The organism is Chryseobacterium sp. Leaf180 (genome assembly GCF_001424585.1).
Lineage (GTDB): Bacteria > Bacteroidota > Bacteroidia > Flavobacteriales > Weeksellaceae > Chryseobacterium.
Genome location: NZ_LMPJ01000001.1, coordinates 1,435,956 through 1,462,540, shown reverse-complemented (window position 1 = coordinate 1,462,540; position 26,585 = coordinate 1,435,956). Strand labels below are relative to the sequence as shown.

Sequence of the window (26,585 nt, the reverse complement as noted above, 5' to 3'; positions counted from 1 at the left end):
TTAAGTTTACGCGAAAGATAGCTTCCTATTTGTGAAGATTATATGAGTTAAATTTTAGTTAATTAAATATATAAAATTGATTTTCATTATTTAAATATTTCATTTTAAATCAAATTCACAAAAACCTTATCCAGCTTTGGTTTAAAAATTAATATTTTTGTTTGTAAAGATCAGAAAGTATGATAAAAAAAATTGTCTTAATTCTTACAGTAAGCTTTGCTATTATTAGCTGCAGCAAACAGGAAAGCGGAAACAAAGCCGTTGTGGCAGCAGATGGAACACCCGTTGTGCTTGCAGACAATGGCGAAATAGACAGTACCGTAACCTACCGAACTGACGTCGACGGAAAAAAAACGATTAAGAAAGATGTGATCTACAAAGCATCTGATAACACTTTGGTAAAAGTAATTTTCGATTACACACCGGAAAAGCGTACGATCTCAATCAGGAATAATAACAAAACTTTTATTCTGGATAAAGTTTCGGCAAAACCGAACGAAACGCTTTACGAGAAAGAAGATATAAAAGCAACCGTGAAAGCTGACAGTATCATCATCAACCAAGGCAAAAATATCATCGAGCTTGAGAAGACGAAGATTTAATTGAAAACAAAAAACCGCTCAGAGATCTAAGCGGTTTTTTTTGTATCTGAGAGAATGATTATTCTCCAGCTTTTTCTTCAGTAGAATCTGTAGCTTCTGCCTTTGGAGCTTCTGCCGTTTCTTCTGCAACAGGAGCTTCAGTTGCAACAGCTTCTTTCTTGGTAGCTGTAGCAGATCTTCTGCTTCTTCTTGTTGTTTTCTTCTCTTCAGCGTTAGGATTGTAAAGCTCGTTGAAATCTACCAATTCGATAAGCGCAGTATCAGCAGCATCACCAGGTCTGAAACCAGTTTTGATGATTCTTGTATACCCGCCATTTCTTTCAGCGATTTTTGGAGCTACAGCTCTGAACAATTCAGTAACTGCTTCTTTACTTTGAAGATAAGAGAAAACTATTCTTCTGTTGTGTGTAGTATCTTCTTTTGCTTTTGTTAATAGAGGCTCAACGTATACTCTTAAAGCTTTAGCTTTAGCTACAGTAGTGTTGATTCTTTTATGCTCAATCAGAGAACAAGCCATGTTAGAAAGCAAAGCGCTTCTGTGCGAAGCCGTTCTTCCTAAGTGATTGAATTTTTTACCGTGTCTCATTATTAATTATTTATCAGCGTCTAATTTATATTTTGCAACGTCGAAACCGAAGTTAAGACCTTTTGAATGCACCAATTCTTCGAGTTCAGTCAAAGATTTTTTACCAAAATTTCTGAATTTCATCAAATCAGACTTACTGTAAGAAACAAGCTCACCCAGAGTTTCTACTTCAGCCGCTTTCAGACAGTTCAGGGCTCTTACAGAAAGATCCATATCTGCTAATTTCGACTTAAGAAGTTGTCTTGTGTGAAGTGTTTCCTCGTCATATTGAATAGATGCTTTCACAGCTTCAGTCTCCAGCGTGATTCTCTCATCAGAGAATAGCATGAAGTGATAAATTAATATCTTCGAAGCTTCTGTCAAAGCATTCTGAGGGCTGATAGAGCCGTCAGTTTCTATATCTAATATAAGTTTTTCGTAGTCTGTCTTTTGCTCTACACGGTAATTTTCAATACTATACTGTACTTTTTTGATCGGCGTAAAGATAGAATCAATAGCAATGGTACCGATAGGAGCATTGTTTGATTTGTTTTGGTCTGAAGGCACATACCCTCTACCTTTTTCTATACTAAAAGTGATCTCAAAAGTAACGTCTGAATTCAGGTTACAAATCATCAGCTCAGGATTCAGAATCTCGAAACCGTTAATAGATTTGCCCAAATCACCTGCAGTGATTACGGTCTGACCTGAAACTTTAGCGGTAACCTGCTCTGTAGTCTGGTTTTCTGCTGTAGCTTTAAGTCTTACCTGCTTCAGGTTCAGAATAATTTCGGTAACGTCTTCAATTACTCCCGGAATAGTTGAAAATTCGTGCTCTACACCTTCTATTTTGATAGATGAAATAGCGTATCCTTCCAGAGAAGAAAGCAATACTCTTCTCAAAGCATTACCGATTGTAAGCCCGAAACCTGGTTCTAAAGGTCTGAATTCGAATTGACCTTTAAATTCATCAGAGTTAAGTAGAATTACTTTATCGGGTTTTATGAATTGTAAAATTGCCATATTATTGGGTTGAGCAAAAATTTGATTAAAAATTATTTAGAGTAAAGTTCCACGATAAGCTGTTCCTTGATGTCTTCCGGAATTTGGATTCTCTCAGGAGCAGATACGAATGTACCTTGCTTTTTCTCATCGTTGAATTGTAGCCACTCGTAATTTGCTTTTGAAGCTAAAGAATCAGCAATCACTTCAAGAGATTTAGATTTCTCTCTTACTGCAATTACATCTCCTGCTTTTACCAAATAAGAAGGAATGTTCAGGATCTCACCATTCACAGTGATGTGTCTGTGAGAAACCAACTGTCTTGCACCTGCTCTGGTCTTAGAAAAACCAAATCTGTACACTACATTATCCAGTCTAGATTCGCAAAGCTGCAAAAGTACTTCACCGGTTACCCCTTTACTTCTGTGTGCTTTTTCGAAAAGGTTTGCAAATTGTCTTTCTAAAATACCATAAGTATATTTAGCTTTCTGCTTCTCCATTAGCTGGACAGCATATTCAGATTTCTTTGCTCCTCTTCTTTTGTTAACGCCATGTTGTCCTGGCGGTTGGTTTTTTCTTCTTTCGAAGTTTTTGTCGTCTCCATAAATCGCAGCACCAAACTTTCTCGCGATTTTTGTTTTAGGACCTATATATCTTGCCATACTGGGTAAATTCTAAAAATTAAACTCTTCTTCTTTTCGGTGGTCTGCATCCATTGTGTGGCATAGGAGTAACATCGATGATCTCGCTTACTTCAATACCTGAATTGTGAATAGTTCTGATAGCAGATTCTCTACCTGCACCAGGACCTTTCACATACACCTTTACTCTTCTAAGACCCGCTTCGTGAGCTACTGTAGAGCAATTTTCTGCTGCCATCTGAGCAGCAAACGGAGTATTCTTTTTAGAACCTCTGAAACCCATTTTACCGGCAGAAGCCCAAGAGATAACTTCTCCTGCTTTATTTGTTAAAGAAATGATGATGTTATTGAAAGAAGCCTGAATATGCGCCTCACCAATAGCCTCAACTTTTACTTTTCTTTTCTTAACTACTTTAGTTTGTTTTGCCATAATTCCTAACGATTATTTACTTGCCTTTTTCTTGTTAGCAACTGTTTTTCTCTTTCCTTTACGGGTTCTAGAGTTGTTCTTCGTTCTCTGGCCTCTTAAAGGTAGTCCTAGTCTGTGACGTATTCCTCGTTGGCATCCTATGTCCATTAATCGCTTAATGTTCAATTGCACTTCAGATCTAAGCTCACCTTCCACTTTAATGTTTTCAGTGATGTAATTTCTGATTGCAGCCAATTCATCGTCATTCCATTCGTTGACTTTCTTGTCTTCGCTGATACCGGCATTCTTAAGGATTTCTGAAGAAGTACTTCTTCCGATACCGTAGATATAAGTTAAACCGATAACACCTCTTTTGTTCTTTGGTAAATCAATACCTGAAATTCTCGCCATAATTTAGCCTTGTCTTTGTTTAAATTTTGGGTTCTTTTTGTTGATTACAAACAGAACGCCTTTTCTGCGAACGATTTTGCAATCAGCACTTCTTTTTTTAATTGATGCTCTAACTTTCATTTGAAATATTTAATATTTTTAAAAATACCAGATCAAATCGTGAGATCATATCTGAAATATATTTACTATTTTTCACCGTCCCGGTGCTGTCTCACGAGCGCAGCGGCGGCAGGTTTTGCAACAGAAGCCAAATGGAAAATCCGGAGACTCCATTTGGCGTTTTGCTTTGTCTTAATATCTGAATGTGATTCTACCCTTCGTAAGATCGTAGGGAGACATTTCAAGCTTCACCTTGTCTCCAGGTAAAAGTTTTATGTAATGCATTCTCATTTTGCCTGAGATGTGTGCAATAAGCACGTGCCCATTCTCTAGCTCTACGCGAAACTGCGCGTTGGAAAGTGCTTCCGTAATAACGCCGTCTTGCTCAATATGTTTTTGTTTTGCCATAAATTAATATCCAGTCGATCTTGATAATTTAGACTGCATTAAACCATCATAATGATGATTAAGCAGATAGGTATTAATCTGTTGTACCGTATCTAATACTACCCCGACCATAATAAGCAGCGAAGTTCCGCCGAAAAATAAGGCGAAAGCATCTGTCTGCACAAGGCTTCCGTGCACTATGGCCGGAAGGACTGCAAAGATAGATAAAAATATCGCACCCGGCAAGGTAATTTTAGATAAAATATCATCAAGATAATCAGCCGTTTCTTTACCCGGTCTTACCTTCGGTACCAAGCCGCCGTTTCTCTTAAGATCATCGGCCATCTGGTTTACCGGAATGGTAATCGCTGTGTAGAAAAACGAGAAGATAATAATTAATAAAGCAAACAAAACATTGTATTGCCAGCTGAATACATTTTTGAAACCTGCAAGAAACGTGTTAGACTCATCTACTTTCGTAAGCAAACCAGGTACGAACATCAGTGCCTGAGCAAAGATGATCGGCATTACACCGGCTGCATTTACTTTTAGCGGAATCCACTGTCTTGCTCCCTGCATGAGATTTCTATTTACACCTCCCCTTGCCTGAGCTCTGCTTACATACTGAATTGGTATTTTTCTTACAGCAACAGATAATACGACTGCGAGAAGTACTACCAGCATCCAGAAAATGACTTCTACCAAAATCATGATAGAACCCAAACCTCCTTTACCGTTTTGTACCGCGATTTCCTGCACGAATGCTTCCGGAAGTCTTGATAGAATACCTACCATAATCAAAATAGAAATACCGTTTCCTATTCCTTTATCGGTAATTTTCTCACCAAGCCACATCGCAAATACAGATCCTGCCACCAAGATTACAATACTTGGCAACCAGAACATAATGGAATTTGGATCTACAAAATAAGCAGACTGAAACTGAGCATAAGGTAAAAACAGCTGAGTGATCGACGTAAGATACGACGGCGCCTGCACAAGACAGACTCCGATGGTAAGCCAACGCGTGATCTGATTCAACGTATTTCTACCAGATTCCCCATCTTTCTGTAACTTCTGAAGATATGGGATTGCCATACCCATCAGCTGTACAATGATTGATGCGGAGATATAAGGCATGATACCTAACGCCATCACAGATGCATGACTGAACGCCCCACCTGTAAACGACGAAAGCAAGCCAAGGAGACCTGCTCCCTGCTTGTTACCGCCCTGATCTTTATAATGCTCTAAGAGATCTCCCACCTGCGCAAGATTAATTGCCGGCAGAGAGATGAAAGATGCGAATCTATACACAAGAATGATCCCTAAAGTAAAGATAATTTTATCTCTAAGTTCCTTAAGGCTCCAAATATTTTTGAGGGTTTGTATAAATTCTTTCATTAGTAATTATTATAGAGTAATTGCTTTTCCACCTGCTTTAGCGATCAAATCTTCAGCAGATTTAGTGAACTTGTCAGCCGAGATAGAAACCGCTGATTTCAGATCTCCTCTACCCATAATTTTCACCATTTCATTTTTAGAAGCCATACCGTTTTCTATCAAAACCTCTTTTGTGATATCTCCGGTAAGAGACCTTGTATCGATAAGATTTTGGATATCATCAAGATTAATTGCACGGTATTCCTTACGGTTTACGTTTTTGAAACCAAATTTCGGCAATCTTCTCTGTAATGGCATCTGCCCACCTTCGAAACCGATCTTCTGAGAATATCCGGCTCTTGCTTTCTGTCCTTTATGACCTTTTGTAGCAGTACCACCTTTTCCGCTACCCTGTCCTCTACCGATTCTTTTTGAACTGAATGTAGATCCTGCAGCCGGCTTTATATTGTTTAAATTCATTTTTTGTTATTGATTTAAAGATTAAATAAATTAAAGATTAAAAAATTCCGGCTAAAATAGAAAGAATAATTTAATCTTTTAATCTTTGAATTTTTAATTATTTCTGAACTTCCAGTAAGTGACTTACCGCAGCGATCATTCCTAAGATAGAAGGAGTAGCTTCGTGCTCTACCACTTGGTGAAGTTTCTTAAATCCTAATGCTTCAAGCGTTCTCTTTTGGGTTTTTGTTCTTCCAATAGCGCTTCTTACTTGTTTTACTTTGATTGTAGCCATTGTTGTAATATTAACCGTTAAACACTTTACTTAGAGAAACTCCTCTCATTCTTGCAATCTCTTCTGGTCTTCTGATATCCAACAACGCTTTGAAAGTAGCTTTCACCACATTGTGCGGGTTAGAAGAACCTTTAGATTTTGAAAGGATGTCATGAATCCCTGCAGACTCTAATACCGCTCTTACTGCACCACCGGCAATAAGACCTGTACCGTGAGAAGCTGGTCTCATGAAGATATCTGCACCACCATATCTTGCTGATGTCTGGTGAGGAATGGTGTGGTTCATTACAGGAACTTTTACCAAGTTTTTCTTTGCATCTTCTACCGCCTTAGCGATTGCAGAGGCAACTTCCTTAGATTTTCCCAAACCAAAACCGATCGTACCAGCTTCATCTCCTACAACTACAATTGCAGAAAAACCGAAAGCTCTACCTCCTTTAGTTACTTTTGTTACCCTGTTTACGGATACGAGACGATCTTTTAATTCTAATCCTCCCGGTTTTACTCTTTCTATATTATCTAGTCCTAACATATTTTCCGAAATTTAATGATTAGAATTTAAGTCCGCCTTCTCTCGCACCGTCAGCAAGAGCTTTCACTCTACCGTGGTACACAAAACCGTTTCTGTCAAACACAATATTTTCGATTCCTGCAGCAAGAGCTTTGGCAGCGATTGCTTTACCTACAGCAGCAGAAACTTCACTTTTTGTACCGTTCGCATCTACGCCTTTCTCTCTTGAAGAAGCTGATGCTAAAGTTTTACCGTCTTTATCGTCGATTAACTGAGCGTAAATTTCCTTATTACTCTTATAAACCGATAATCTTGGCAATTCAGAAGAACCTGAGATTTTTCCTCTCACTCTTCTTTTTATTCTTATTCTTTTTTCTAATTTACTTAGTGCCATTTTCTTAATTTTTATTAAGCAGATTTACCAGCTTTACGTCTAACAATTTCTCCAACGAATCTCACACCTTTTCCTTTGTAAGGTTCAGGCTTTCTGAATGAACGGATTTTCGCCGCTACCATCCCAAGAAGTTGTTTGTCGTGAGACGACAAAGTAATAATAGGGTTTTTACCTTTTTCAGTCAATGTATCAACTTTCACTTCACCAGGAAGTTCCAGTACGATACCGTGAGAGAAACCTAAAGCCAACTCAAGTTTTTGACCTGCGTGTGATGCTCTGTAACCTACTCCCACTAGTTCCAGTTTCTTTTCGAAACCGCTAGCCACACCTAAGATCATGTTATTGACCAACGCACGGTAAAGACCGTGTAGGGCTCTGTGCTGTTTAGAATCAGACGGTCTGCTGAAAGTCAGCACGCCATCATTCTGTTCTAAAGTAATTCCATCTTTAAGCTCCTGAGAAAGTTCTCCCTTTGGGCCTTTTACGGTAACTACACCATCTTTTTCAGATACTGTAATCCCGGCTGGAACTGTTATAATTGCTTTACCAATTCTTGACATTTTCCTTTGATTAAAAATTAATAAACATAGCAAATTACTTCACCACCTACTTTCTCTTCTCTAGCTTTCTTATCAGTCATCACTCCTCTAGAAGTAGAGATGATCGCTACGCCCAAACCGTTCAGTACTCTTGGAAGTTCTGTAGAACCTTTGTACTGACGTAGACCTGGTCTTGAAGCTCTCTGGATAGATTTGATTGCTGGTTTGTTTGTCTGCTTGTCATACTTAAGAGCGATTTTGATGTTACCCTGTACAGCGTTATCTTCAAACTTGTAGTTTAAGATGTAGCCTTGCTCGAATAAAATCTTTGTAAGCTCTTTTTTGATTTTCGATGCAGGAATTTCCACCACTTTGTGGCCTGCGCTTTGTGCGTTCCTTACTCTAGTTAGGAAATCTGAAATTGGATCTGTTACCATTTCTTATTTTAAATTATTGGTTAAAGAACAGTCAGTATTGAAAGGACTTGAAGATTAAAATATCAGACTTCAGAAAAACTTAGGTCTGATATTTATTTCTTTAGTTTCCAGACAACTTAATTGTCCCGATTTTTAATGTGTAATTAAATTACCAGCTGGCTTTTTTTACACCTGGGATAAGACCGTTGTTTGCCATTTCTCTGAAAGTTACTCTGGAAATTCCGAACGTTCTCATATATCCTCTAGGTCTGCCTGTTAGTTTACATCTGTTGTGTAATCTTACAGGAGAAGCATTTTTTGGCAATTTTTGAAGTCCTTCGTAATCACCTGCTTCTTTAAGAGCTTTTCTCTTCTCAGCATATTTTGCTACAGTAGCTTCTCTTTTGCGCTCACGCGCTTTCATTGATTCTTTAGCCATTTCTTAGTTCTTTTTGAACGGTAAACCGAAGTGGGTTAATAATGCTTTAGCTTCTTTATCTGTCTTTGCAGTAGTAACGAATGTAATATCCATACCCTGAATTTTCTTCACTTTGTCGATAACGATTTCCGGGAAGATGATCTGCTCAGTAATACCAAGGTTGTAGTTTCCTCTACCGTCGAAACCGTCTGCTTTGATACCAGAGAAATCTCTGATACGTGGCAAAGCTGAAGACGTTAATCGGTCTAGGAACTCATACATTTTGTTTGCTCTAAGAGTAACTTTTGCACCTACAGGCATCCCTTTTCTCAGTTTAAAAGCAGCCTCATCTTTCTTAGAGATCGTACCTACCGCTTTTTGACCAGTGATGTTTGTAAGTTCTTCTACAGCATAATCGATGATTTTCTTATCTGCCGTAGCATCACCTAAACCTTGAGACAAAATAATTTTCTCAAGTCTTGGCACCTGCATTACAGATTTGTATCCGAATTCTTCCATCATTGCAGGAACAATCGTATCTTTATATGCTTTTTTGGGTCTTGCTATATATTCCATGTTATTTAAAATTATAAAGATTCACCCGTTTTTTTGTTAACTCTTACTTTCTTGTCTCCATCGATTTTGAAACCGATTTTGATAGCTTTACCGTCTTTGTCTACTAAAGCTACATTTGAGATATGAATAGAAGCTTCCTTCTCAGTAATTCCTCCCTGCGGATTCTGCGCTGAAGGCTTCACGTGCTTTTTCACGATGTTCAGTCCTGCAACAATTACTCTTGGGTCTCTACCTTCTTTTTTGATCACCTCAATAACTTCACCTGTGCTACCTTTAAGACCTTTCTTACCGGTAGTTACGATTACGTTATCTCCTCTTTTTATTTTTAACTTTGACATTTTCTTTCTTTTAAATATTAAAGTACTTCAGGAGCTAATGAAATGATTTTCATATATTCTTTGTCTCTCAATTCTCTGGCAACCGGTCCGAAAACACGTGTTCCTCTCATTTCTCCTCCAGCGTTTAGCAAAACACAAGCGTTGTCTTCAAATTTGATGTACGAGCCATCTTTTCTTCTTACTGCTTTTTTTGTTCTTACTACTACCGCTTTAGATACCTGACCTTTTTTAGCGTTTCCTGATGGTGTAGAATCTTTGATAGTAACTACGATCTTATCACCAACTGAAGCATATCTTCTTCTGGTACCACCCAGAACTCTGATTACGAGTACCTCTTTGGCACCTGTGTTATCAGCAACTTTTAATCTTGATTCTGTTTGTAACATTACTTAGCTTTTTCAATAATTCTTACTAATCTCCATCTCTTACTCTTGCTCATAGGCCTAGTTTCTTGGATAAGAACTGTATCACCTTCTGTGCATTCGTTATTCTCGTCGTGTGCAGTATATTTTTTCGTTTTAAGAACGAATTTACCGTACATCGGGTGCTTTACTCGCGTAGTCTCACTTACAACAATGGTCTTTTCCATTTTATTGCTGGAAACTATTCCGATTCTCTCTTTTCTTAAGTTTCTTTCCATAATCTATGAAAATCTTATTGTTGTTTGTTAGTTACTTGCGTGTTTAGTCTTGCGATCGTCTTTCTCAAATCTCTGATTTGAATAGGATTTTCAAGCGGGCTGATCTTGTGCGCAAGTTTCATTTTAGAAAACTGTGCTTTAGCTTCAGCTAATTTTGCCTGAACATCTTCAGTGCTTAGATTTTTAATTTCAGCGTTTTTCATTGTATTCAGAGATTAAAGAGGTTTAACAAAATCGTTGGCCACTACAAATTTGGTAACGATTGGTAGTTTCTGTGCCGCAAGTCTAAGAGCTTCCTTAGCGATCTCGTAAGGCACACCTCCTACTTCAAACATTATTTTACCAGGCTTCACTACGGCTACCCAATATTCTACAGCACCTTTACCTTTACCCATACGTACTTCTGCAGGTTTTTTGGTAATCGGCTTATCCGGGAATATTTTGATCCACAGCTGACCTTCTCTTTTCATATATCTTGTCGCAGCGATACGAGCAGCTTCGATCTGTCTAGCAGTAATCCAAGCGCCTTCTGTAGCTTTGATGCCGAAAGTTCCGTAGGCAAGTTGATTCCCTCTCTGGGCAATCCCCTTCATCTTCATCTTGTGAACTCTACGGAATTTGGTTCTTTTTGGTTGTAACATAATTTCTTAAATTTTAGATTTTAGAATTTAGATTTTAAAAAAGTAACGGTCATTTAAAAACTATCCTCTAAAATTTTATTAATTATTTCTTCTTGGTTTTCTGTCGCCTCCTCTGTTGTCTCTGTCACCGCCTCTTTCTCTGTCACGGTTACCACCACCTGAAGGACCTCCTTTCTTCTGTTGTCCTACTAAAGGCATAAGATCTCTCTTACCGTAAACTTCTCCCTTCATGATCCAAACTTTCACACCCAGTTTACCGTACTGCGTCAAAGCTTCACCGATATGATAATCGATATCTGCTCTGAAGGTAGACAATGGGATCCTTCCGTCTTTGAAGTTCTCAGATCTTGCCATCTCAGCACCGTTTAATCTACCAGAGATCTGTACTTTGATACCTTCTGCACCCATTCTCATAGATGAAGCGATCGCCATTTTTACAGCTCTTCTGTAAGAGATACGGTTTTCGATTTGCTTGGCAATGCTGTCTGCAACAAGTACTGCATCAAGCTCTGGTCTTTTGATTTCGAAAATATTGATTTGAATATCCTTACCTGTAAGTTTCTTCAATTCTTCTTTTAACTTGTCAACTTCCTGTCCTCCTTTACCGATGATCAATCCTGGTCTTGCAGTAGTGATCGTTACGGTTACTAATTTTAATGTTCTTTCAATATAGATTTTTGAAATCCCACCTTTAGATAATCTTGCCTCAAGGTATCTTCTGATTTTGTAGTCTTCAGCGATTCTGTCTCCATAATCTTTACCACCAAACCAGTTAGAATCCCATCCTCTGATGATACCTAGTCTGTTACCAATTGGATTTGTCTTCTGTCCCATACCTTGATTAAATTTCTTTATTACCTAAGATTAATGTAATGTGGTTTGATCTTTTTCTGATTCTGTGCCCTCTACCTTGTGGTGCAGGTCTCAGTCTCTTTAATTGTCTTGCACTGTCTACAAAAATTTCTTTTACGATAAGATTTGCTTCTTCAATATCAGCACCTTCGTTCTTCAGCTGCCAGTTTGCCATTGCAGAAAGTAATACTTTCTCCAATTTGTTTGAAGCATCTTTTTTAGAAAACTTAAGGATAGCCAAAGCTTTATCTACTTCTACACCTCTGATGATATCAGCAACCAATCTCATTTTTCTTGGTGAAGAAGGGCAATCGTTGTGCAGTGCTTTCACTACATCCTGATTTGTTAATTTACGTGCTAATGCACTTTCTCTTTTTCTTGAACCCATGATTATCTGCTTCCTTTGTTTTTGTTACCACCATGACCTCTGAAAGATCTTGTTGGAGAAAATTCGCCTAGCTTGTGACCTACCATGTTTTCTGTAACATAAACCGGGATAAAAGATTTCCCGTTGTGCACTGCGATGGTTTGTCCTACAAAGTCTGGAGAGATCATAGACGCTCTAGACCAAGTTTTGATTACTGTCTTCTTACCAGACTCTACATTTGCCTGAACCTTCTTATCTAAAGTATGATGAATGAATGGTCCTTTTTTAAGTGATCTTGCCATAATTATTTACGTTTAGATATGATATGACGGTTAGACGCTTTGTTTTTCTTTCTGGTTTTGTAACCTTTAGCTGGCATACCGTTTCTAGATCTTGGGTGACCTCCGGAAGAACGTCCTTCACCACCACCCATTGGGTGATCTACAGGGTTCATTACTACCGGTCTTGTTCTAGGTCTTCTACCCAACCATCTGCTTCTACCTGCTTTACCTGAAACAGTAAGCTGATGATCAGAGTTAGAAACCGATCCGATCATTGCAAAACACTCAGTAAGAATCATTCTAGATTCTCCTGAAGGAAGTTTGATGATTGCATATTTACCGTCTCTGGAAGTAAGCTGAGCTGAAGATCCTGCGCTTCTTGCCAAAATAGCACCTTGGCCAGGCTTCATCTCTACACAAGAAATCACAGTACCCAATGGGATGTTCTTCAATTTCATTGCGTTACCTACATTCGGCTCTACGCTTTCGCCAGAGATAATCTTCTGGTCTACTTTGATACCGTTTGGAGCGATGATATATCTCTTCTCTCCGTCTGCATATTCCACCAATGCGATGAAAGCAGTTCTGTTCGGATCATATTCTACAGTTTTTACCGTCGCTTCAACATCATGCTTGTTTCTTTTGAAGTCGATAATTCTGTATTTCTTTTTGTGTCCACCTCCGGTGTAACGCATGGTCATTTTACCCGTTTGGTTACGTCCACCTGACTTTTTAATACCAACTGTTAGAGACTTCTCTGGTTTGTTGGTAGTAATTTCCTCAAAGTTATTTACAACTCTGAATCTCTGTCCTGGGGTGATAGGTTTTAATTTTCTAACAGACATTACTATTATTTAATAAGATTGTTGTATTGCTAAAGCTTCCCGTATCTGCATCCGCAGGCACTTTCCGCATTTTGCCTTTTTTAGTTTGTAGCGAAAATATCGATAACCTCGCCTTCAGCAAGTTTGATAACCGCTTTTTTCAGTTTGTTGGTCTTTCCTACCTGGAGACCTTTCTTAGTGTATTTCGAAGAAACCTTCGGAGCATAAATCATTGTATTAACGTCTGCTACCTTTACACCGTAAGCTGCTTCCACAGCATTCTTAATCTGGATTTTATTCGCCTTAGGATTTACTAAGAAAGAATAAGTACCTCTTAGATCTGTAAGGTAATTAGCCTTCTCGGAGATCACTGGTTTAATAATAATAGACATGACTTATTTCTTTAAATTTTCCTGGAATTTCTCAACTGCACCTTCTAAGAAAACGATCTCACCTGCATTCATTAAGTCGTAAGAAGAAATTTCGTTGAATTTCATCACCTTAGTCTTAGGTAAGTTTCTTGAAGATAAATACACACTCTTGTTTGTATCAGCTAAAATGAATAAAGACTTCTTGTCGTTTAATGCCAAAGCATTCAGTACAGTGATGAAATCTTTAGTTTTAGGAGCAGCAATGCTAAGTCCTTCAACGATTCTGATGCTGTTTTCTTTCATTTTCTGAGAAAGAACAGACTTTTTAGCCAATCTCTTAAGCGCTTTGTTCAATTTGAATCTGTAATCTCTTGGCTTAGGACCGAATACTCTACCTCCACCTCTGAAAGTCGGAGATTTAATATCACCGTATCTCGCAGAACCAGATCCTTTTTGTTTCTTAAGTTTCTTGGTAGAAGCAGTAATTTCGCTTCTTTCCTTTGATTTATGAGTACCTTGACGCTGTGCAGCAAGATATTGTTTTACTTCTAAGTAAACCGCGTGCTTGTTTGGCTCAATTCCGAAGATAGATTCGTCTAGAGTTACTTTTTTTCCGGTTTCTTTTCCTGATGTATTTAATACTACTAGTTCCATTTTCTGATAATTACATAAGAATTTTTTGCTCCCGGAACAGCACCTTTTACTACTAAAAGATTTTGTTCTTGATCCACTTTTAATACCTGAAGGTTTTGTACAGTTACCTGCTTACCTCCCATTCTGCCTGCCATTCTCATCCCCTTGAATACTCTTGATGGATCTGATCCCGCACCGATAGAACCTGGAGCTCTTAATCTGTTGTGCTGACCGTGAGTCGCCTGCATTACACCTCCAAAGCCGTGTCTTTTCACAACACCCTGGAAACCTTTACCTTTCGATGTACCTGTAACGTCAACAAATTCGCCTTCTGCGAAAAGATCAACTTTTACTTCATCTCCTACGCTTACGGTATCTACGAATTCTCTGTAGAATTCTACCAATTTAGCCTTTGGAGCAGAACCAGCCTTTTTGAAATGGCCAATTAACGCTTTACCAACGTTCTTTTCACTCTTGTCATCGAAACCCAACTGAACAGATTTGTATCCGTCATTTTCAATGGTTCTGACCTGTAAAACCGAGCAAGGACCAGCCTGAATAACGGTGCACGGCATATTTTTGCCGTTTTCGTCAAACAGAGAAGTCATCCCGATTTTTTTACCAATAATACCTGACATTATTTATATAATATGTTATAAAATTTTCTTGTCTGAAATGCTCACTTTTCGGTTGCTCAAGCAATTACTACTTTTGAATTAGGCATACTCTTCCCCTAAAATGAGTGTGCAAATTTAGGAATAAATTTTAATACAGCAAATAATTTCACAGAAATATTTTGATTTATAGAAAGTTAAAGCCTTCCGGGATTTCCGGAAGGCTTTGTTTTCATTTTTAAATGAACCTAAGTACGAGAAACGCTCAAAATTTCAGATTTTGCAAAATATATTTTATGGTACAAGCTCAATTGGATTATTGAACATCTTTTTTTTTCTCTCCATTCTTTCATCAAAGTCTTTTTTCATAGATCCAGTCATTACAGGATAGCCAGCTCCAGAGAACTCCAAATTTTTCTTGGCTTTGAGGTAATCATTTTTATTAAATTTCTTGTATGGTGACAAGTTAAAACTAAATACCTTAGAGTATTTTTCTATTTTGCTGACAGTAAAGTGATATTGATTTTTTGTATCATAAAGTTCCATTATTAATCCAGGCAATCCATAAAATTTGTAAGGACCAATATTTTGTTTGTATTCATTAGAAAAATAAGCTATCCATCTACGACCAAACTTGTTCGTAGCTGCCATTTGACACTTAACTCCTGCAACCATCTTAGTTTCTGAATATATTATCCATTTGATATCCACATCTTCATCATATCTGATTTTACTATCTAAGTAGGATAATAAAATATTTACATTATTATTAACTTTAACGCTTCGCTCTTGAAAATAATCACTGACTGCAGAAACATCAAAACCTTTCGATTCGTATTGACCTGTATCATTTAGAAAGTTTTGATAAGCCGCAAAATAGAAATCTTGTGAATTGCCAATTAGAACAAAAGTCTGATTTTTTTTAAAATTTACACCCAATTGCAATTCTGATTCATAAGTAACTTTCAAGTTCGCTTTAAACTCAATTTTTTGTCCGAAACTATAAATAAAAAAAAATATAAAGAAAAGATATAAATTTTTAGAAATATATTTTGTCATAGACTATAACATTTCTTCTGAGATTCCAATTATAACATTACTTGGGCGAACACCACACATATCTAAATTATAGTCAGATATGTACTGAGCCATTTGCTGAATAGACCAACCACCACTGAATGATGTTTGGTATGTAGTACCACAAGTAGATGTCCATTGAAAAGTTAATGTTCTAGAAACATCAGAATCAATTCTCACAAGAATAATTACATCTCGATCCTTTTCAGAATTTGAATATTCAATTGAATTGGCTGTAAAAGAAGATTCAGATGAAATAACACCACTTTTAGCACTCACTAATCCTGCAACTCCGAAGGCTGCCACTAATAATAATTTTTTAATAACGTTAATTTTTTAATTTGTTTAACGTTTTAAAACTAAAACTAAAACTATGCAACTATTTTTCTAATTAATTTGAAGTATTTTATTATGTTAAATCATTAAAAAAGGATAATTCACTTTTTATAAATTATTGATTTTACTTAAATTGCGTTTATTCAAAAGATTTATCTGCAGCTTACAAAAATAACGGAAAAGTGACTTAATGATACTTCTCCGGTCAGTTAAATTTTATTTTTCTTTGCCAGCCACTCCTCATGTTTCCTCTTAAAAAATTCATGCTTATAATCCTGGTTGCGTTTTGCTGCATCGATCGAATGCGATCTGTGAATGTCTTCATCTTCTTCCGCAAAATCTGAAAGTTGCTCATAAAAAAGATGCAGCTGATCGAGTTCCTTTTCGGTAAGATCTTCTATATCAACTATTCTGTTGCTGGCTTTTTCGTTGGCAGCGATCAATTCGTTAAGTTTAATCTGTATGGCTTTAGAATCTTTATTCTGCGCGTTTTGAATCAGAAAAACCATGAGAAATGTGATGATCGTCGTTCCTGTGTTGATCACCAGCTGCCAATTTTCGGAATATTTAAAAACCGGTCCGGAGACTGCCCAGAGAATCACGATCGTCAGCGCACCGAGAAATGCGTACGAACTTCCGGTATATTTTGCGGCCCAGTTTGAAAATTTTTCAAAAAAAGTCTTATCGTTTTGCTTCATGTTTTTTCAGATGAATTTAGCAAATGATTATCCACGTTTTGCACATACCCTATATTTTTTTTAAACCTTGTGAAACTTTAACGATGATTTTTTAAGATTAAAAGAAAAAAACTCTAATTGAATTTAATAATATGATGCGGAATAAACATTCCACAGACAAAAATTAAAAAAGCAATAACGACACAGTACAAAATATCTTTAAGTTTAAACTGAACAATGAGAATAATCAATATAAATTTTAAAAGATCAATTATCAGTTCGGAAAAAACAAATTCCTCATTCCGCACAACCGGTTTTTTTTCATATAAAAGCAAGGTTTAATTTCACCTTCAAAAACATAAAATATGGACCAAAAATTACCCTCAAAATAGAACTGAGGAAAAAATACTTAAGAATCTCATTTAGCGTAAAATCCTTTTTGAAATAAACAAAAATTAAGACACAAGCGAGAGCAAAAAACAGCGAAAACAAAGATGTTCCCATGTTGTCGTTGATGAGATAATTTCTTAAAACCTGAAATAAAAATTCGTAAAGCAATGAGGAAAGAACGACGACTGCTAAAATTTGAAAAAACTGTTTCAAATTCATCTCTATGTTTTTTGAAGTCTAAAACTAAAAATTTTACATGATGATTGAAGTGCAAAACCAAAAAAATCCCTCTTCTTTCGAAAAGGGATTGTATTAGAATGATAAGCCAAAAGGCTTAATTATCACACTTTAATTTCTACGTCTACACCTGAAGGAAGTTCTAATTTCATTAGAGCATCAACAGTTTTAGAAGAAGAAGAGTAGATATCCATCAGTCTCTTGTGAGCTGATAACTGGAACTGCTCTCTTGCTTTCTTGTTTACGTGCGGAGATCTTAGTACTGTAAAGATTCTCTTATTCGTTGGCAATGGAATTGGCCCGTTTACAACAGCACCAGTAGCCTTTACCGTTTTTACGATTTTCTCAGCAGACTTGTCTACCAAATTGTAATCGTAAGATTTTAATTTTATTCTGATTCTTTGTGACATTTCTTGTACTTTAAAAATTAACCTTTTGCTTTAGCAATGATATCTTCAGCAACGTTTTGAGGAGTGGCTTGGTACTTCTCTAATTCCATAGAAGAAGTAGCTCTTCCTGATGAAAGTGTTCTTAGAGTAGTTACATATCCAAACATTTCAGATAATGGAACTGAACCTTTGATTACAACGGCACCGTTCTTCTCTTCCTGTCCACTGATCGTACCTCTTCTCTTATTCAAGTCACCAATGATGTTACCCATGTATTCCTCTGGAGTTACAACCTCCAGTTTCATAATAGGCTCCATAATTACCGGCTTAGCAGCACGTCCCGCTTCTTTGAATCCTAATTTTGCAGCCATCTCGAAAGATAGAGCATCAGAATCCACCGCGTGGAAAGATCCGTCTTTAAGAGTAACTTTAATACCTTCAACTTCGAAACCAGCCAAAGGACCGTTTTTCATTGCAGCTTTAAAGCCTTTTTCAATAGATGGAACAAATTCTCTAGGAACGTTACCACCTTTGATCTCATTAACGAATTCTAAACCGATTTTACCTTCGTCAGCTGGTCCAAGTTCAAATACGATATCAGCAAATTTACCCTTACCACCAGATTGTTTTTTGTAAACTTCTCTGTGTTGAGCAACTCTTGTTAAGTTTTCTTTGTATTCTACCTGAGGCTGACCTTGGTTAACTTCAACTTTGAATTCTCTTCTCATACGGTCTACAAGAATGTCAAGGTGAAGCTCACCCATTCCTGAGATAATCGTCTGACCAGAAGCTTCGTCAGTTTTAACCTGGAAAGTAGGATCTTCTTCAGCTAATTTAGCCAAAGCGTTACCCATTTTATCCTGATCTGCTTTAGTTTTAGGTTCTACAGCGATACCAATTACCGGATCAGGGAAAACCATCGATTCCAGAACGATTGGGTTTTTCTCGTCACACATTGTATCACCAGTTTTGATAGATTTGAAACCTACAGCTGCACCAATATCTCCTGCTTCAATATATTCTACAGGATTTTGCTTGTTAGCGTGCATCTGATAGATTCTTGAGATTCTTTCTTTATCTCCTGAACGGGTGTTCAAGATATAAGAACCTGCATCTAATCTTCCAGAGTATGCTCTGAAGAATGCCAATCTTCCTACGAAAGGATCGGTAGCAATCTTGAATGCCAAAGCCGCGAAAGGCTCTTTTACGTCTGGTTTTCTTGTAATTTCAAGATCTGTTCTTGGGTCAGTACCTTTGATATCATCTTTATCCAATGGAGAAGGCAAGTATTTACATACCGCATCCAACATAAACTGTACTCCTTTATTCTTGAATGAAGAACCACAAGTCATTGGGATAATAGATAAATCGATAGTAGCTTTTCTAAGAGCTTCGTTGATTTCGTCTTCTGAAATTGAATCTGGATCTTCGAAGAATTTCTCCATCAAAGTGTCATCATAGTCAGCAACTGCTTCAACTAATTTCTCTCTGTATTCCAGAACTTCCGCTTTCATGTCTTCAGGAATTGGAACTACCTCGAAAGTAGCACCTTGTCCAGCTTCATCCCAAACGATCGCTCTGTTTTTAATTAAATCAACTACACCTTTGAAATCTTCTTCAGCACCGATTGGTAAAACGATTGGAACTGCGTTTGATCCCAACATTGTCTTAACCTGGTTTACCACGTTAAGGAAGTCAGCACCTTGACGGTCCATTTTGTTTACGAATCCCATTCTTGCAACTTTATAGTTGTCAGCAAGTCTCCAGTTTGTTTCAGACTGAGGCTCTACTCCATCTACCGCAGAGAATAAGAATACCAAACCATCTAATACTCTCAAAGATCTGTTTACTTCTACTGTGAAGTCAACGTGTCCCGGTGTATCGATGATGTTGAAGTGATAAGGTTTTGTCTCAGGAAGAACTTTACCTTGGTCTGTAGGGAAGTTCCAAGAACAGGTGGTTGCAGCTGAAGTAATGGTAATACCTCTTTCTGCTTCCTGCTCCATCCAGTCCATTGTAGAAGCACCGTCGTGTACTTCACCAATTTTGTGGTTTACTCCTGTATAGAATAAGATTCTTTCTGTAGTAGTAGTTTTACCGGCATCAATGTGCGCAGCAATACCGATATTTCTTGTAAATTTAAGATCTCTACTCATTTCAGATTAGAATTTGAAGTGTGAGAAAGCCTTGTTAGCTTCCGCCATTTTGTGCGTATCTGTTTTCTTTTTGTAAGCAGCACCTTCTTCTCTTGAAGCGGCAACTACCTCGTTAGCCAATTTCAAAGCCATAGACTTATCATTTCTCTTTTTAGAGTAGCTAATTAACCATTTCATCGCCATAGAAATTTTTCTATCCGCTCTGATTGGCATAGGAATCTGGAAGTTTGCTCCACCTACTCTTCTGGAACGTACTTCTACGTGAGGCATAACGTTAGTTAATGCATCTTTCCAGATTTCAAGGGCAGTCTTTTCAGTTTCTCCTTTTTTAGTATCTACGATATCCAATGCATCATAGAATATTTTGAATGCGATAGACTTTTTACCATCCAGCATCAAATTGTTTACAAATCTAGTTACCAATTGATCATTAAATTTCGGATCTGGTAACAACGGTCTTTTTTTCGCTTTTGTCTTTCTCATTGTTTCTGTACCTTATTTAATGATTATTTTTTCTTTCCTTTTGCCGGTGCAGCAGCTGCCTGACCTGGTTTTGGTCTCTTAGCTCCGTACTTCGATCTTCTCTGTGTTCTTCCATTTACACCAGCGGTGTCTAGCGCACCTCTTACGATGTGGTAACGTACTCCCGGTAGGTCTTTCACCCTTCCGCCTCTAACCAATACTATCGAGTGCTCCTGAAGATTATGTCCTTCGCCCGGGATATAGGCGTTAACTTCTTTACCGTTAGAAAGTCTTACCCTTGCAACTTTTCTAAGTGCAGAGTTAGGTTTCTTAGGTGTGGTAGTATATACTCTCGTACATACACCTCGTCTTTGTGGACAAGAATCAAGGGCAGCCGATTTGCTCTTCTTGGCAAGCGAGACTCTTCCTTTTCTTACTAATTGTTGAATAGTAGGCATTTAATTGCTTTTTATTTTAGGGTGCAAAAATATAAATAATTTTTTAATCCACAAGCAGTTATACACAAATATCATTTCAGATAATTCTTATTTTCTTCTTTAAAACAAAACTGATTATAAACTGAAGACAGAATAATAAGAAGATAATAACCCAGCATCATCCGGTTTACCAGACTTGGAAACATCAAAAATCTTATAAAAACACTAAAGAATATTGCGGCAATTAAAACATACATAAAGTGTATATTCCTCAAATCAAATTTTACTTTATTATAAATAATTACAAGAGCAAATAGTGCAAGTAAAAGAAAATAGGAAGCATTAAACTCCAGCAAAATATTTGATCTTATAAAACTGAAATAATCGTTAATGTCAAATGTGTCGGGATTTGAAACCGGATAAAGCTGCACTTTAGTAAACTGATTCATAAACAAAACAGACCACGAAATTTTATTTATAAACTGTATATATATAAAGGACGCCAAGGCAGGAAGAAAGACAAATAATGCATTGATCTTTTTCACCTTTAGTTTATCTGAAAAAAGTAAGACCGTGAGAAAAAGAATCGTAAAAAGAATAAAATAGTCTGGGCGTGTCAGAATACAAAGCGCCGAAATTATCGCAGAGCTTAAATATTTTCTGCTTAAAAAAAAGTAGAAACACGCCAAAAGCAATAAAACTGCAAGAAAATCTGGCGAAGCATGTCTTCCGGAATCCAACATTGGTTTAAATATCGAAAGCAACAGGGTAAATGTAAATGCCAGGATATCATTTTTCAGATATTTTAAAAGGAAACCAAAAATTAAAACAACAACTAAAACATACGATACAATAGAAATCAAAAAAGTAGAAGTAGAAGCAGAAAAACCCAGCTTATAGAAAAAACTGTTCACGAAATTATAAAATGGCTTTACCTTAAAAAACTCAAGTTCCTCTTCATATATTTTCGGATTTTCTGCCAGCATCTTATAATAGGTGTTTTCTCCATCCGCAATCTCTTCGCGCACTAAATCATACTCAAAATGGCCGGGATTTTTTGCTCTGAGCTCAGTATAAACTTTTGAATGAACGGTATTAATATCCATCTCAGGATTGCTCGACTGATAAGCCAACCCCATATACGCTTCAATATCAAAATTGTAATATTGATGTGTAAATAAATAAAATGACATCACCGAAAGGTAGATCAACAGTATACTACTTAAAATAAATCTCTTAGTTGCCATTTTTTTAAATTTCAGCAAATCTAAATAATTCATACAGAAAATCATGTTATATACTTAGATCTTGTGATGTAGTGCGATGCTTTTTCGGCACAATATTTACTTCAATATTGAGGTATTAAAATTTAGATATGAAAAACGCAAACATTATCGGTCTGGAAGAGTCAGACTGCAAAAACATTTCTGACAAGCTCAACGTATTACTTGCCAACTATTCGGTTTTTTATCAGAATGTACGCGGCTCACACTGGAACATTAAAGGCGATCAGTTTTTTACGCTCCACCCAAAATTTGAAGAACTTTACAACAGTCTGGTTTTGAAAATTGACGAAATTGCAGAGAGAATATTAACTTTAGGCGATACACCGGCACACAATTATTCAGATTATCTGCAGGTTTCAACCATTAAAGAAAGCAAAGAAGTAAGTGACGGAAACCGCAGCGTTGAAATGATTTTAAATTCTTTTAAAATTGTAATTGATCTGCAGAGAGAATTGCTCGACATTACCGAAAAAGCGGGCGACGAAGGAACAAATTCGCAGATGAGCGATTACATCACAGAGCAGGAAAAAGAAGTTTGGATGTACAACTCTTTTCTTGGGAAATAGTTTTTTTGTAATCTCAAATATCAAATCGTCTTTTTTAAAAGGACGATTTTTTTATTATTTTCTTTACATTTAATTAAAATTAAAACATGCCGGACATCTCTCTGAAATCTATCCTCGACAACGATTTTTATAAAATCACGATGCAGAATGCCGTCGTAAAACTCTTTCCCGGCGAGATCGTGAAATACGAGTTTATCAATCGTGGAAAGCACTATTTTCCTGAAGGTTTTGCGGATGCACTGCGAGAAATAGTGCAGAAAATGCCTCAGCTGAAACTTACAAGAGAAGAAAAATTATTCCTGAAAAAAACCTGTCCGTATCTTGACCTGCCTTACCTTGATTTCCTTGAAGGCTATCATTACGATCCTTCTGAAGTAAAAATTGTACAGAATGGAAATGACCTGAAAGTAACTGTAGAAGGACTTTGGTACCGCACCATTCTCTGGGAAGTACCGTTGCTATCGCTGATCAGCGAGCTGCATTACGAGATGAATCACATGGAACGCGATCCAAATGAAACCGTGATCAGCAAAACGCTGGAGAAAGCTGAAAGTTTAAATGAACTTGGTGTCACTTTCGCCGAATTTGGTACACGCCGCAGACATTCTTACAATGTACAAAATCTGGTGATGGAAGCACTGACAAGAAAAAGAAATTCTACATTTATAGGAAGTTCAAATGTTCATTTTGCAATGAAATATCAGGTAAAACCGATCGGCACGCACGCCCACGAATGGTTTATGTTTCATGGCGCCGAATTCGGTTTTCGGATGGCAAACGGTCTCGCGCTCGAGCATTGGGTAGATGTTTATCGCGGCGATCTCGGTGTGGCGCTTTCAGACACTTATACAACCGATGTTTTCTTTGAGCAATTCGATAAAAAATTCGCCAAACTATTCGACGGCGTTCGTCACGACAGCGGCGATCCTTTAGAATTTGCTGATAAGACGATTGCGCATTATCAGAAACACGGCGTCAATCCGCTTTTCAAATACATTATATTTTCTGATGCTTTAAATCTTGAAAAAGTTGAAGAAATCACAGCCCATTGCCAAGGGAAAATCGGAGTTTCTTTCGGCATCGGGACCAATCTTACCAACGATGTCGGTTTAAAGCCGATGAATATCGTTATGAAGCTCATCGGCGTACAGACCTCCAACAAAGAATGGATTCCTACTGTAAAACTCTCTGATGAAAAAGGCAAACACACGGGCGACCCAAAAATGATTGAACTGGCAAAAGAGTTTTTGAGAATAAAAGACTAAAATTTCTACGATTTGGGCGCCTTCATCCGCCCTCCACTCCCGCTTTTTTATTTGCCAGCGCTCAACTCTTCGGCGTTTTCAACGCCGGAAGAGTTTCCTACCCCAAAATAAAAAGAGCTCCGTTCAGGTCGGGGCGCAAAAGATTCAGATGAAAAAAACTTAATTGTTTCAGAAGTAAATTCTTCAGAAGGTAATCTAAAATTAAACCTCGCAAAACCGCAGAGGTTTTTTCATATCTTTAATTCAAACTAAAAACCAATGAAAACCATCGAAGAAGTTCTGAAAAAATTAGACTGGATTATCGCCTGGGCGAAAGCCAATCAAAGTCCGGCAGGTTATTTTGCCTGCACATACCGCATTATGACCGCGCAGGTTTTAAAAGGAATTCAGCAGAAGAAATTTGAAGACAATCCCAGAATGACGGCTTTGGATATCGCTTTTGCGAGCCGCTACATCGACGCATGGGAGAATTTTCAGAATAATAAAAAGTGTACAAAAAGCTGGCAGACTGCTTTCGAAGCAGCGAAAAATAAAGATCTGCTTATCATGCAGCATATTTTTTTGGGAATGAATGCGCACATCAATTTAGATCTTGGAATTTCTGCCGCACTGGTCATGCCATACCGGAAAATTCCGCCTCTGAAAAAAGATTTTGAAAACATCAATTCGGTAATCGCTTCCATCAACCAAAATGTGCAGGATTCGCTGAATAAAATCTGTTATCCGATAAAACTCGTCGATCAGCTTTCGAACGGAAAAGACAATGTCGTTCTCGATTTTGCAATTTCAAAAGCACGCGACACTTCATGGGCAACTGCGGTAATGACTTCAAACACGCCAAACCTTTTACGCGAAACCGTCATTAACATCGTCGATTATGCGGCAGCAAAAGTTGCCACACAGATTTTAAGTCCGAAACTGCTGTCAACGGCTTTGGCAAAAGAACTCAAAAAATGTGAAAGTAGCGATGTTGTGAAGAATATTGAGATTTTGGAAAAGACAAAAACAGTTTAAAAATCAATATTATTCTCCCTTCTGTTATAGTGATGATAAAGGAGAGCGATAAGCGAACCCGCGACTGGGAAAAATAAAATAGCGAGCGCCCACAATGCGCTCAATTTGTTTTTGACAAAGCAGTAAGCCGCGCACACAAACAATCCGAAATAAATAATTAGGAAAACGATGATGTGAAATGGTCCGAATACAAAAAGCATATTTTTATTTCAGCCGAAGATAAAAAAAATTAATCTCTACTTTTGCTGTATGGAACTCATTTATCTATTCGCGGGAGTTTTTTTAGGAATCTTCGCAGCATATTTCTTCCTGAAATCTTCGATGGTTTCAAGAAAATTGTATGACGAACTGAATCTCACAGATATTCAGAACAAAACCAATCTTGAACATTTAGCGATTAAAGTAAAAGATCTTGAAAACACGCTTAATCTTGAAAAAGAAAATATTTTGCAACAGTCTGATTTGATGAATGATTTAAAGGCTGAATTTGCAAAAGTTTCCGCTGAAAATACATTTTTGAAAGCGCAGAAAGAGGAGTTTAAAAAAATTCAGGATGAAGGAAAAATTCATTTTGAAAATCTTGCCAACAGAATTTTAGAGGAAAAAACCGAAAAATTCACGGCACTTAATCATCATCAGCTTAAAACTATTCTGGAACCGTTTCAGCAAAAAATCAATGATTTTAAAACGCAGGTAAATGACGTCTATGAAAAGGAAAACAAGGAACGATTTTCACTTGCCGAACGTGTAAAAGAACTTGCACTTCTCAATCAGCAGATTTCTGAAGACGCAAAAAAATTGACACGCGCACTGAAAGGCGAGAGTAAAACACAAGGAAAATGGGGCGAAATGATCCTGGAAAGTATTCTGGAAAAATCAGGTTTGACGAAAGGCAGAGAATATTTTCTGGAGCACGAACTTCGCGATGAAGGCAACAAAGCTTTATTTTCAGAATTTTCAGGGAAAAAAATGCGCCCGGATGCTGTGATTAAATATCCAGATGAGCGAAATGTGATTATTGATTCTAAGGTTTCGTTGACGGCTTTTGCAGAACTGGTCGATGAATCTGATCCGGATCTTCATGCGATTAAAAGAAATCAACATTTGCAGTCGGTAAAGAATCACATCAATCAGCTCAGTCAAAAAGCGTACGATGATTACGGAAAATCGCTGGATTTTGTGATGATGTTTATTCCGAGTGAGCCTGCGTATATTGCTGCGATGCAAACCGATCAGAATTTATGGAATTTTGCTTATGAAAAACGGATTTTATTATTGAATCCAAGCAATCTGATCACTTCTTTAAAATTGATTTCAGATCTATGGAAACGCGAACATCAAAACCGAAATTCCCTTGAAATAGCGCAGCGAGGCGCAAAACTGTACGATAAATTTGTGGTTTTTGTGGAAAATCTCGATAAAGTCGGGAAGAATTTGGATACTGCACGAAGCAGCTTTGATGACGCTTACAAACAGCTTTCTACCGGCAATGACAATCTGATTTTGCAGACCCAGAAAATCAAAGCCTTAGGTATCAAAAACAAAAAAGATTTACCTAAAAGCCTGACGGGAGAAAGCGCTGAGAGTGACATTTGACAGTTTTGCGAAAGAAATAAAGCCTTATT

General features: G+C 37.3%; 41 protein-coding genes. 5 read left to right on the top strand and 36 right to left on the bottom strand.

Annotated elements, in window-relative coordinates; all coding sequences use genetic code 11:
• Window positions 1-179: 179 nt before the first annotated feature.
• Window positions 180-602, top strand: coding sequence for a hypothetical protein (locus ASG01_RS06915; protein WP_055861811.1), 423 nt, complete (start codon window positions 180-182; stop codon window positions 600-602).
• 58 nt (window positions 603-660) lie between these two features.
• Here the strand turns inward: ASG01_RS06915 and rplQ are convergent, their stop codons facing one another.
• The 36 genes from rplQ to ASG01_RS06730 all read right to left on the bottom strand — a co-directional run bounded on the left by rplQ (window position 661) and on the right by ASG01_RS06730 (window position 22,076).
• The gene (gene rplQ, locus ASG01_RS06910) at window positions 661-1,188 is read right to left on the bottom strand and encodes a 50S ribosomal protein L17 (RefSeq protein ID WP_055861808.1); all 528 of its coding nucleotides are present in this window, start codon (window positions 1,186-1,188) and stop codon (window positions 661-663) included.
• A 6-nt stretch (window positions 1,189-1,194) separates the two neighbouring features.
• Window positions 1,195-2,190, bottom strand: a complete 996-nt coding sequence (locus ASG01_RS06905) for a DNA-directed RNA polymerase subunit alpha (protein WP_055861806.1) — start codon at window positions 2,188-2,190, stop codon at window positions 1,195-1,197.
• 32 nt (window positions 2,191-2,222) lie between these two features.
• A complete protein-coding gene (rpsD, locus tag ASG01_RS06900) occupies window positions 2,223-2,831 on the bottom strand; it encodes a 30S ribosomal protein S4 (RefSeq protein ID WP_055861803.1) in 609 nt (202 codons plus the stop codon).
• A 19-nt stretch (window positions 2,832-2,850) separates the two neighbouring features.
• Window positions 2,851-3,240: a 30S ribosomal protein S11 gene (gene rpsK, locus ASG01_RS06895; RefSeq protein WP_034756441.1), complete on the bottom strand. Its 390-nt coding sequence runs from the start codon at window positions 3,238-3,240 to the stop codon at window positions 2,851-2,853.
• Window positions 3,241-3,252: 12 nt separating this feature from the next.
• Window positions 3,253-3,630, bottom strand: a complete 378-nt coding sequence (rpsM, locus tag ASG01_RS06890) for a 30S ribosomal protein S13 (protein ID WP_050378498.1) — start codon at window positions 3,628-3,630, stop codon at window positions 3,253-3,255.
• A 3-nt stretch (window positions 3,631-3,633) separates the two neighbouring features.
• Window positions 3,634-3,750, bottom strand: coding sequence for a 50S ribosomal protein L36 (gene rpmJ / locus ASG01_RS15685; protein ID WP_007839480.1), 117 nt, complete (start codon window positions 3,748-3,750; stop codon window positions 3,634-3,636).
• Between the two features lie 171 nt (window positions 3,751-3,921).
• Entirely contained in the window at window positions 3,922-4,137 is a 216-nt protein-coding gene (infA, locus tag ASG01_RS06885) for a translation initiation factor IF-1 (protein WP_055861802.1), read from the bottom strand.
• Between the two features lie 3 nt (window positions 4,138-4,140).
• Entirely contained in the window at window positions 4,141-5,520 is a 1,380-nt protein-coding gene (gene secY, locus ASG01_RS06880; protein ID WP_055861799.1) for a preprotein translocase subunit SecY, read from the bottom strand.
• Between the two features lie 9 nt (window positions 5,521-5,529).
• A complete protein-coding gene (gene rplO, locus ASG01_RS06875) occupies window positions 5,530-5,979 on the bottom strand; it encodes a 50S ribosomal protein L15 (RefSeq protein ID WP_055861796.1) in 450 nt (149 codons plus the stop codon).
• Window positions 5,980-6,076: 97 nt separating this feature from the next.
• Window positions 6,077-6,253, bottom strand: coding sequence for a 50S ribosomal protein L30 (gene rpmD / locus ASG01_RS06870; protein WP_007839493.1), 177 nt, complete (start codon window positions 6,251-6,253; stop codon window positions 6,077-6,079).
• A gap of 10 nt (window positions 6,254-6,263) precedes the next feature.
• Window positions 6,264-6,785, bottom strand: a complete 522-nt coding sequence (rpsE, locus tag ASG01_RS06865) for a 30S ribosomal protein S5 (protein WP_055861793.1) — start codon at window positions 6,783-6,785, stop codon at window positions 6,264-6,266.
• Between the two features lie 19 nt (window positions 6,786-6,804).
• Window positions 6,805-7,158 carry a 50S ribosomal protein L18 gene (gene rplR / locus ASG01_RS06860; RefSeq protein ID WP_055861790.1) on the bottom strand — a complete coding sequence of 118 codons (354 nt, stop codon included), beginning with the start codon at window positions 7,156-7,158 and terminating at the stop codon, window positions 6,805-6,807.
• A 14-nt stretch (window positions 7,159-7,172) separates the two neighbouring features.
• Entirely contained in the window at window positions 7,173-7,718 is a 546-nt protein-coding gene (gene rplF, locus ASG01_RS06855) for a 50S ribosomal protein L6 (protein WP_055861787.1), read from the bottom strand.
• A gap of 17 nt (window positions 7,719-7,735) precedes the next feature.
• Window positions 7,736-8,134: a 30S ribosomal protein S8 gene (gene rpsH / locus ASG01_RS06850; RefSeq protein WP_055861784.1), complete on the bottom strand. Its 399-nt coding sequence runs from the start codon at window positions 8,132-8,134 to the stop codon at window positions 7,736-7,738.
• Window positions 8,135-8,282: 148 nt separating this feature from the next.
• A complete protein-coding gene (gene rpsN, locus ASG01_RS06845; protein ID WP_047442254.1) occupies window positions 8,283-8,552 on the bottom strand; it encodes a 30S ribosomal protein S14 in 270 nt (89 codons plus the stop codon).
• 3 nt (window positions 8,553-8,555) lie between these two features.
• Window positions 8,556-9,107, bottom strand: coding sequence for a 50S ribosomal protein L5 (gene rplE, locus ASG01_RS06840; protein WP_055861781.1), 552 nt, complete (start codon window positions 9,105-9,107; stop codon window positions 8,556-8,558).
• A gap of 11 nt (window positions 9,108-9,118) precedes the next feature.
• Complete coding sequence (rplX, locus tag ASG01_RS06835; protein WP_055861779.1) at window positions 9,119-9,445, bottom strand: 50S ribosomal protein L24; 327 nt, start codon at window positions 9,443-9,445, stop codon at window positions 9,119-9,121.
• A 17-nt stretch (window positions 9,446-9,462) separates the two neighbouring features.
• Entirely contained in the window at window positions 9,463-9,831 is a 369-nt protein-coding gene (gene rplN, locus ASG01_RS06830) for a 50S ribosomal protein L14 (RefSeq protein ID WP_034684837.1), read from the bottom strand.
• Window positions 9,831-10,088: a 30S ribosomal protein S17 gene (gene rpsQ / locus ASG01_RS06825; RefSeq protein ID WP_052186088.1), complete on the bottom strand. Its 258-nt coding sequence runs from the start codon at window positions 10,086-10,088 to the stop codon at window positions 9,831-9,833. Before rpsQ ends, rplN begins: the two co-directional genes overlap by 1 nt.
• Before the next feature lie 11 nt (window positions 10,089-10,099).
• Window positions 10,100-10,288: a 50S ribosomal protein L29 gene (rpmC, locus tag ASG01_RS06820; RefSeq protein ID WP_055861776.1), complete on the bottom strand. Its 189-nt coding sequence runs from the start codon at window positions 10,286-10,288 to the stop codon at window positions 10,100-10,102.
• A gap of 12 nt (window positions 10,289-10,300) precedes the next feature.
• Complete coding sequence (gene rplP / locus ASG01_RS06815; protein WP_055861772.1) at window positions 10,301-10,726, bottom strand: 50S ribosomal protein L16; 426 nt, start codon at window positions 10,724-10,726, stop codon at window positions 10,301-10,303.
• 78 nt (window positions 10,727-10,804) lie between these two features.
• Window positions 10,805-11,560, bottom strand: coding sequence for a 30S ribosomal protein S3 (gene rpsC / locus ASG01_RS06810; RefSeq protein WP_055861771.1), 756 nt, complete (start codon window positions 11,558-11,560; stop codon window positions 10,805-10,807).
• Between the two features lie 7 nt (window positions 11,561-11,567).
• A complete protein-coding gene (gene rplV / locus ASG01_RS06805) occupies window positions 11,568-11,966 on the bottom strand; it encodes a 50S ribosomal protein L22 (RefSeq protein WP_055861768.1) in 399 nt (132 codons plus the stop codon).
• A gap of 2 nt (window positions 11,967-11,968) precedes the next feature.
• Complete coding sequence (rpsS, locus tag ASG01_RS06800) at window positions 11,969-12,247, bottom strand: 30S ribosomal protein S19 (protein ID WP_055861765.1); 279 nt, start codon at window positions 12,245-12,247, stop codon at window positions 11,969-11,971.
• A 2-nt stretch (window positions 12,248-12,249) separates the two neighbouring features.
• Window positions 12,250-13,071: a 50S ribosomal protein L2 gene (gene rplB / locus ASG01_RS06795; RefSeq protein WP_055861763.1), complete on the bottom strand. Its 822-nt coding sequence runs from the start codon at window positions 13,069-13,071 to the stop codon at window positions 12,250-12,252.
• An 80-nt stretch (window positions 13,072-13,151) separates the two neighbouring features.
• Window positions 13,152-13,442, bottom strand: a complete 291-nt coding sequence (gene rplW, locus ASG01_RS06790; protein ID WP_055861760.1) for a 50S ribosomal protein L23 — start codon at window positions 13,440-13,442, stop codon at window positions 13,152-13,154.
• Window positions 13,443-13,445: 3 nt separating this feature from the next.
• Window positions 13,446-14,075: a 50S ribosomal protein L4 gene (rplD, locus tag ASG01_RS06785; RefSeq protein WP_055861757.1), complete on the bottom strand. Its 630-nt coding sequence runs from the start codon at window positions 14,073-14,075 to the stop codon at window positions 13,446-13,448.
• Complete coding sequence (gene rplC, locus ASG01_RS06780; RefSeq protein WP_055861754.1) at window positions 14,066-14,692, bottom strand: 50S ribosomal protein L3; 627 nt, start codon at window positions 14,690-14,692, stop codon at window positions 14,066-14,068. The genes rplD and rplC overlap by 10 nt, the downstream gene beginning before the upstream one ends.
• Before the next feature lie 270 nt (window positions 14,693-14,962).
• Window positions 14,963-15,727, bottom strand: a complete 765-nt coding sequence (locus tag ASG01_RS06775) for a GLPGLI family protein (RefSeq protein ID WP_055861750.1) — start codon at window positions 15,725-15,727, stop codon at window positions 14,963-14,965.
• Window positions 15,728-15,730: 3 nt separating this feature from the next.
• Window positions 15,731-16,051: a hypothetical protein gene (locus tag ASG01_RS06770; RefSeq protein ID WP_055861747.1), complete on the bottom strand. Its 321-nt coding sequence runs from the start codon at window positions 16,049-16,051 to the stop codon at window positions 15,731-15,733.
• Window positions 16,052-16,290: 239 nt separating this feature from the next.
• Entirely contained in the window at window positions 16,291-16,779 is a 489-nt protein-coding gene (locus ASG01_RS06765) for a low affinity iron permease family protein (protein ID WP_055861744.1), read from the bottom strand.
• A gap of 710 nt (window positions 16,780-17,489) precedes the next feature.
• Window positions 17,490-17,795, bottom strand: a complete 306-nt coding sequence (rpsJ, locus tag ASG01_RS06750) for a 30S ribosomal protein S10 (RefSeq protein WP_002661363.1) — start codon at window positions 17,793-17,795, stop codon at window positions 17,490-17,492.
• 17 nt (window positions 17,796-17,812) lie between these two features.
• Window positions 17,813-19,930, bottom strand: coding sequence for an elongation factor G (gene fusA / locus ASG01_RS06745; protein WP_055861736.1), 2,118 nt, complete (start codon window positions 19,928-19,930; stop codon window positions 17,813-17,815).
• Window positions 19,931-19,936: 6 nt separating this feature from the next.
• Window positions 19,937-20,413, bottom strand: a complete 477-nt coding sequence (gene rpsG / locus ASG01_RS06740) for a 30S ribosomal protein S7 (protein WP_055861733.1) — start codon at window positions 20,411-20,413, stop codon at window positions 19,937-19,939.
• Window positions 20,414-20,436: 23 nt separating this feature from the next.
• A complete protein-coding gene (rpsL, locus tag ASG01_RS06735) occupies window positions 20,437-20,850 on the bottom strand; it encodes a 30S ribosomal protein S12 (protein WP_055861730.1) in 414 nt (137 codons plus the stop codon).
• 71 nt (window positions 20,851-20,921) lie between these two features.
• Entirely contained in the window at window positions 20,922-22,076 is a 1,155-nt protein-coding gene (locus ASG01_RS06730) for a glycosyltransferase family 39 protein (protein WP_157844178.1), read from the bottom strand.
• Window positions 22,077-22,204: 128 nt separating this feature from the next.
• On the opposite strand from ASG01_RS06730, the gene ASG01_RS06725 reads away from it, so the two are divergent.
• The 4 genes from ASG01_RS06725 (at window position 22,205) to rmuC (ending at window position 26,556) form a co-directional block, all read left to right on the top strand.
• Window positions 22,205-22,681, top strand: a complete 477-nt coding sequence (locus ASG01_RS06725) for a Dps family protein (RefSeq protein ID WP_055861724.1) — start codon at window positions 22,205-22,207, stop codon at window positions 22,679-22,681.
• A gap of 86 nt (window positions 22,682-22,767) precedes the next feature.
• The gene (gene pncB, locus ASG01_RS06720) at window positions 22,768-23,946 is read left to right on the top strand and encodes a nicotinate phosphoribosyltransferase (RefSeq protein ID WP_055861721.1); all 1,179 of its coding nucleotides are present in this window, start codon (window positions 22,768-22,770) and stop codon (window positions 23,944-23,946) included.
• A 258-nt stretch (window positions 23,947-24,204) separates the two neighbouring features.
• The gene (locus ASG01_RS06715; protein WP_055861718.1) at window positions 24,205-24,960 is read left to right on the top strand and encodes a DUF5995 family protein; all 756 of its coding nucleotides are present in this window, start codon (window positions 24,205-24,207) and stop codon (window positions 24,958-24,960) included.
• Window positions 24,961-25,209: 249 nt separating this feature from the next.
• A complete protein-coding gene (rmuC, locus tag ASG01_RS06710) occupies window positions 25,210-26,556 on the top strand; it encodes a DNA recombination protein RmuC (RefSeq protein ID WP_082498299.1) in 1,347 nt (448 codons plus the stop codon).
• Window positions 26,557-26,585 lie beyond the last annotated feature (29 nt).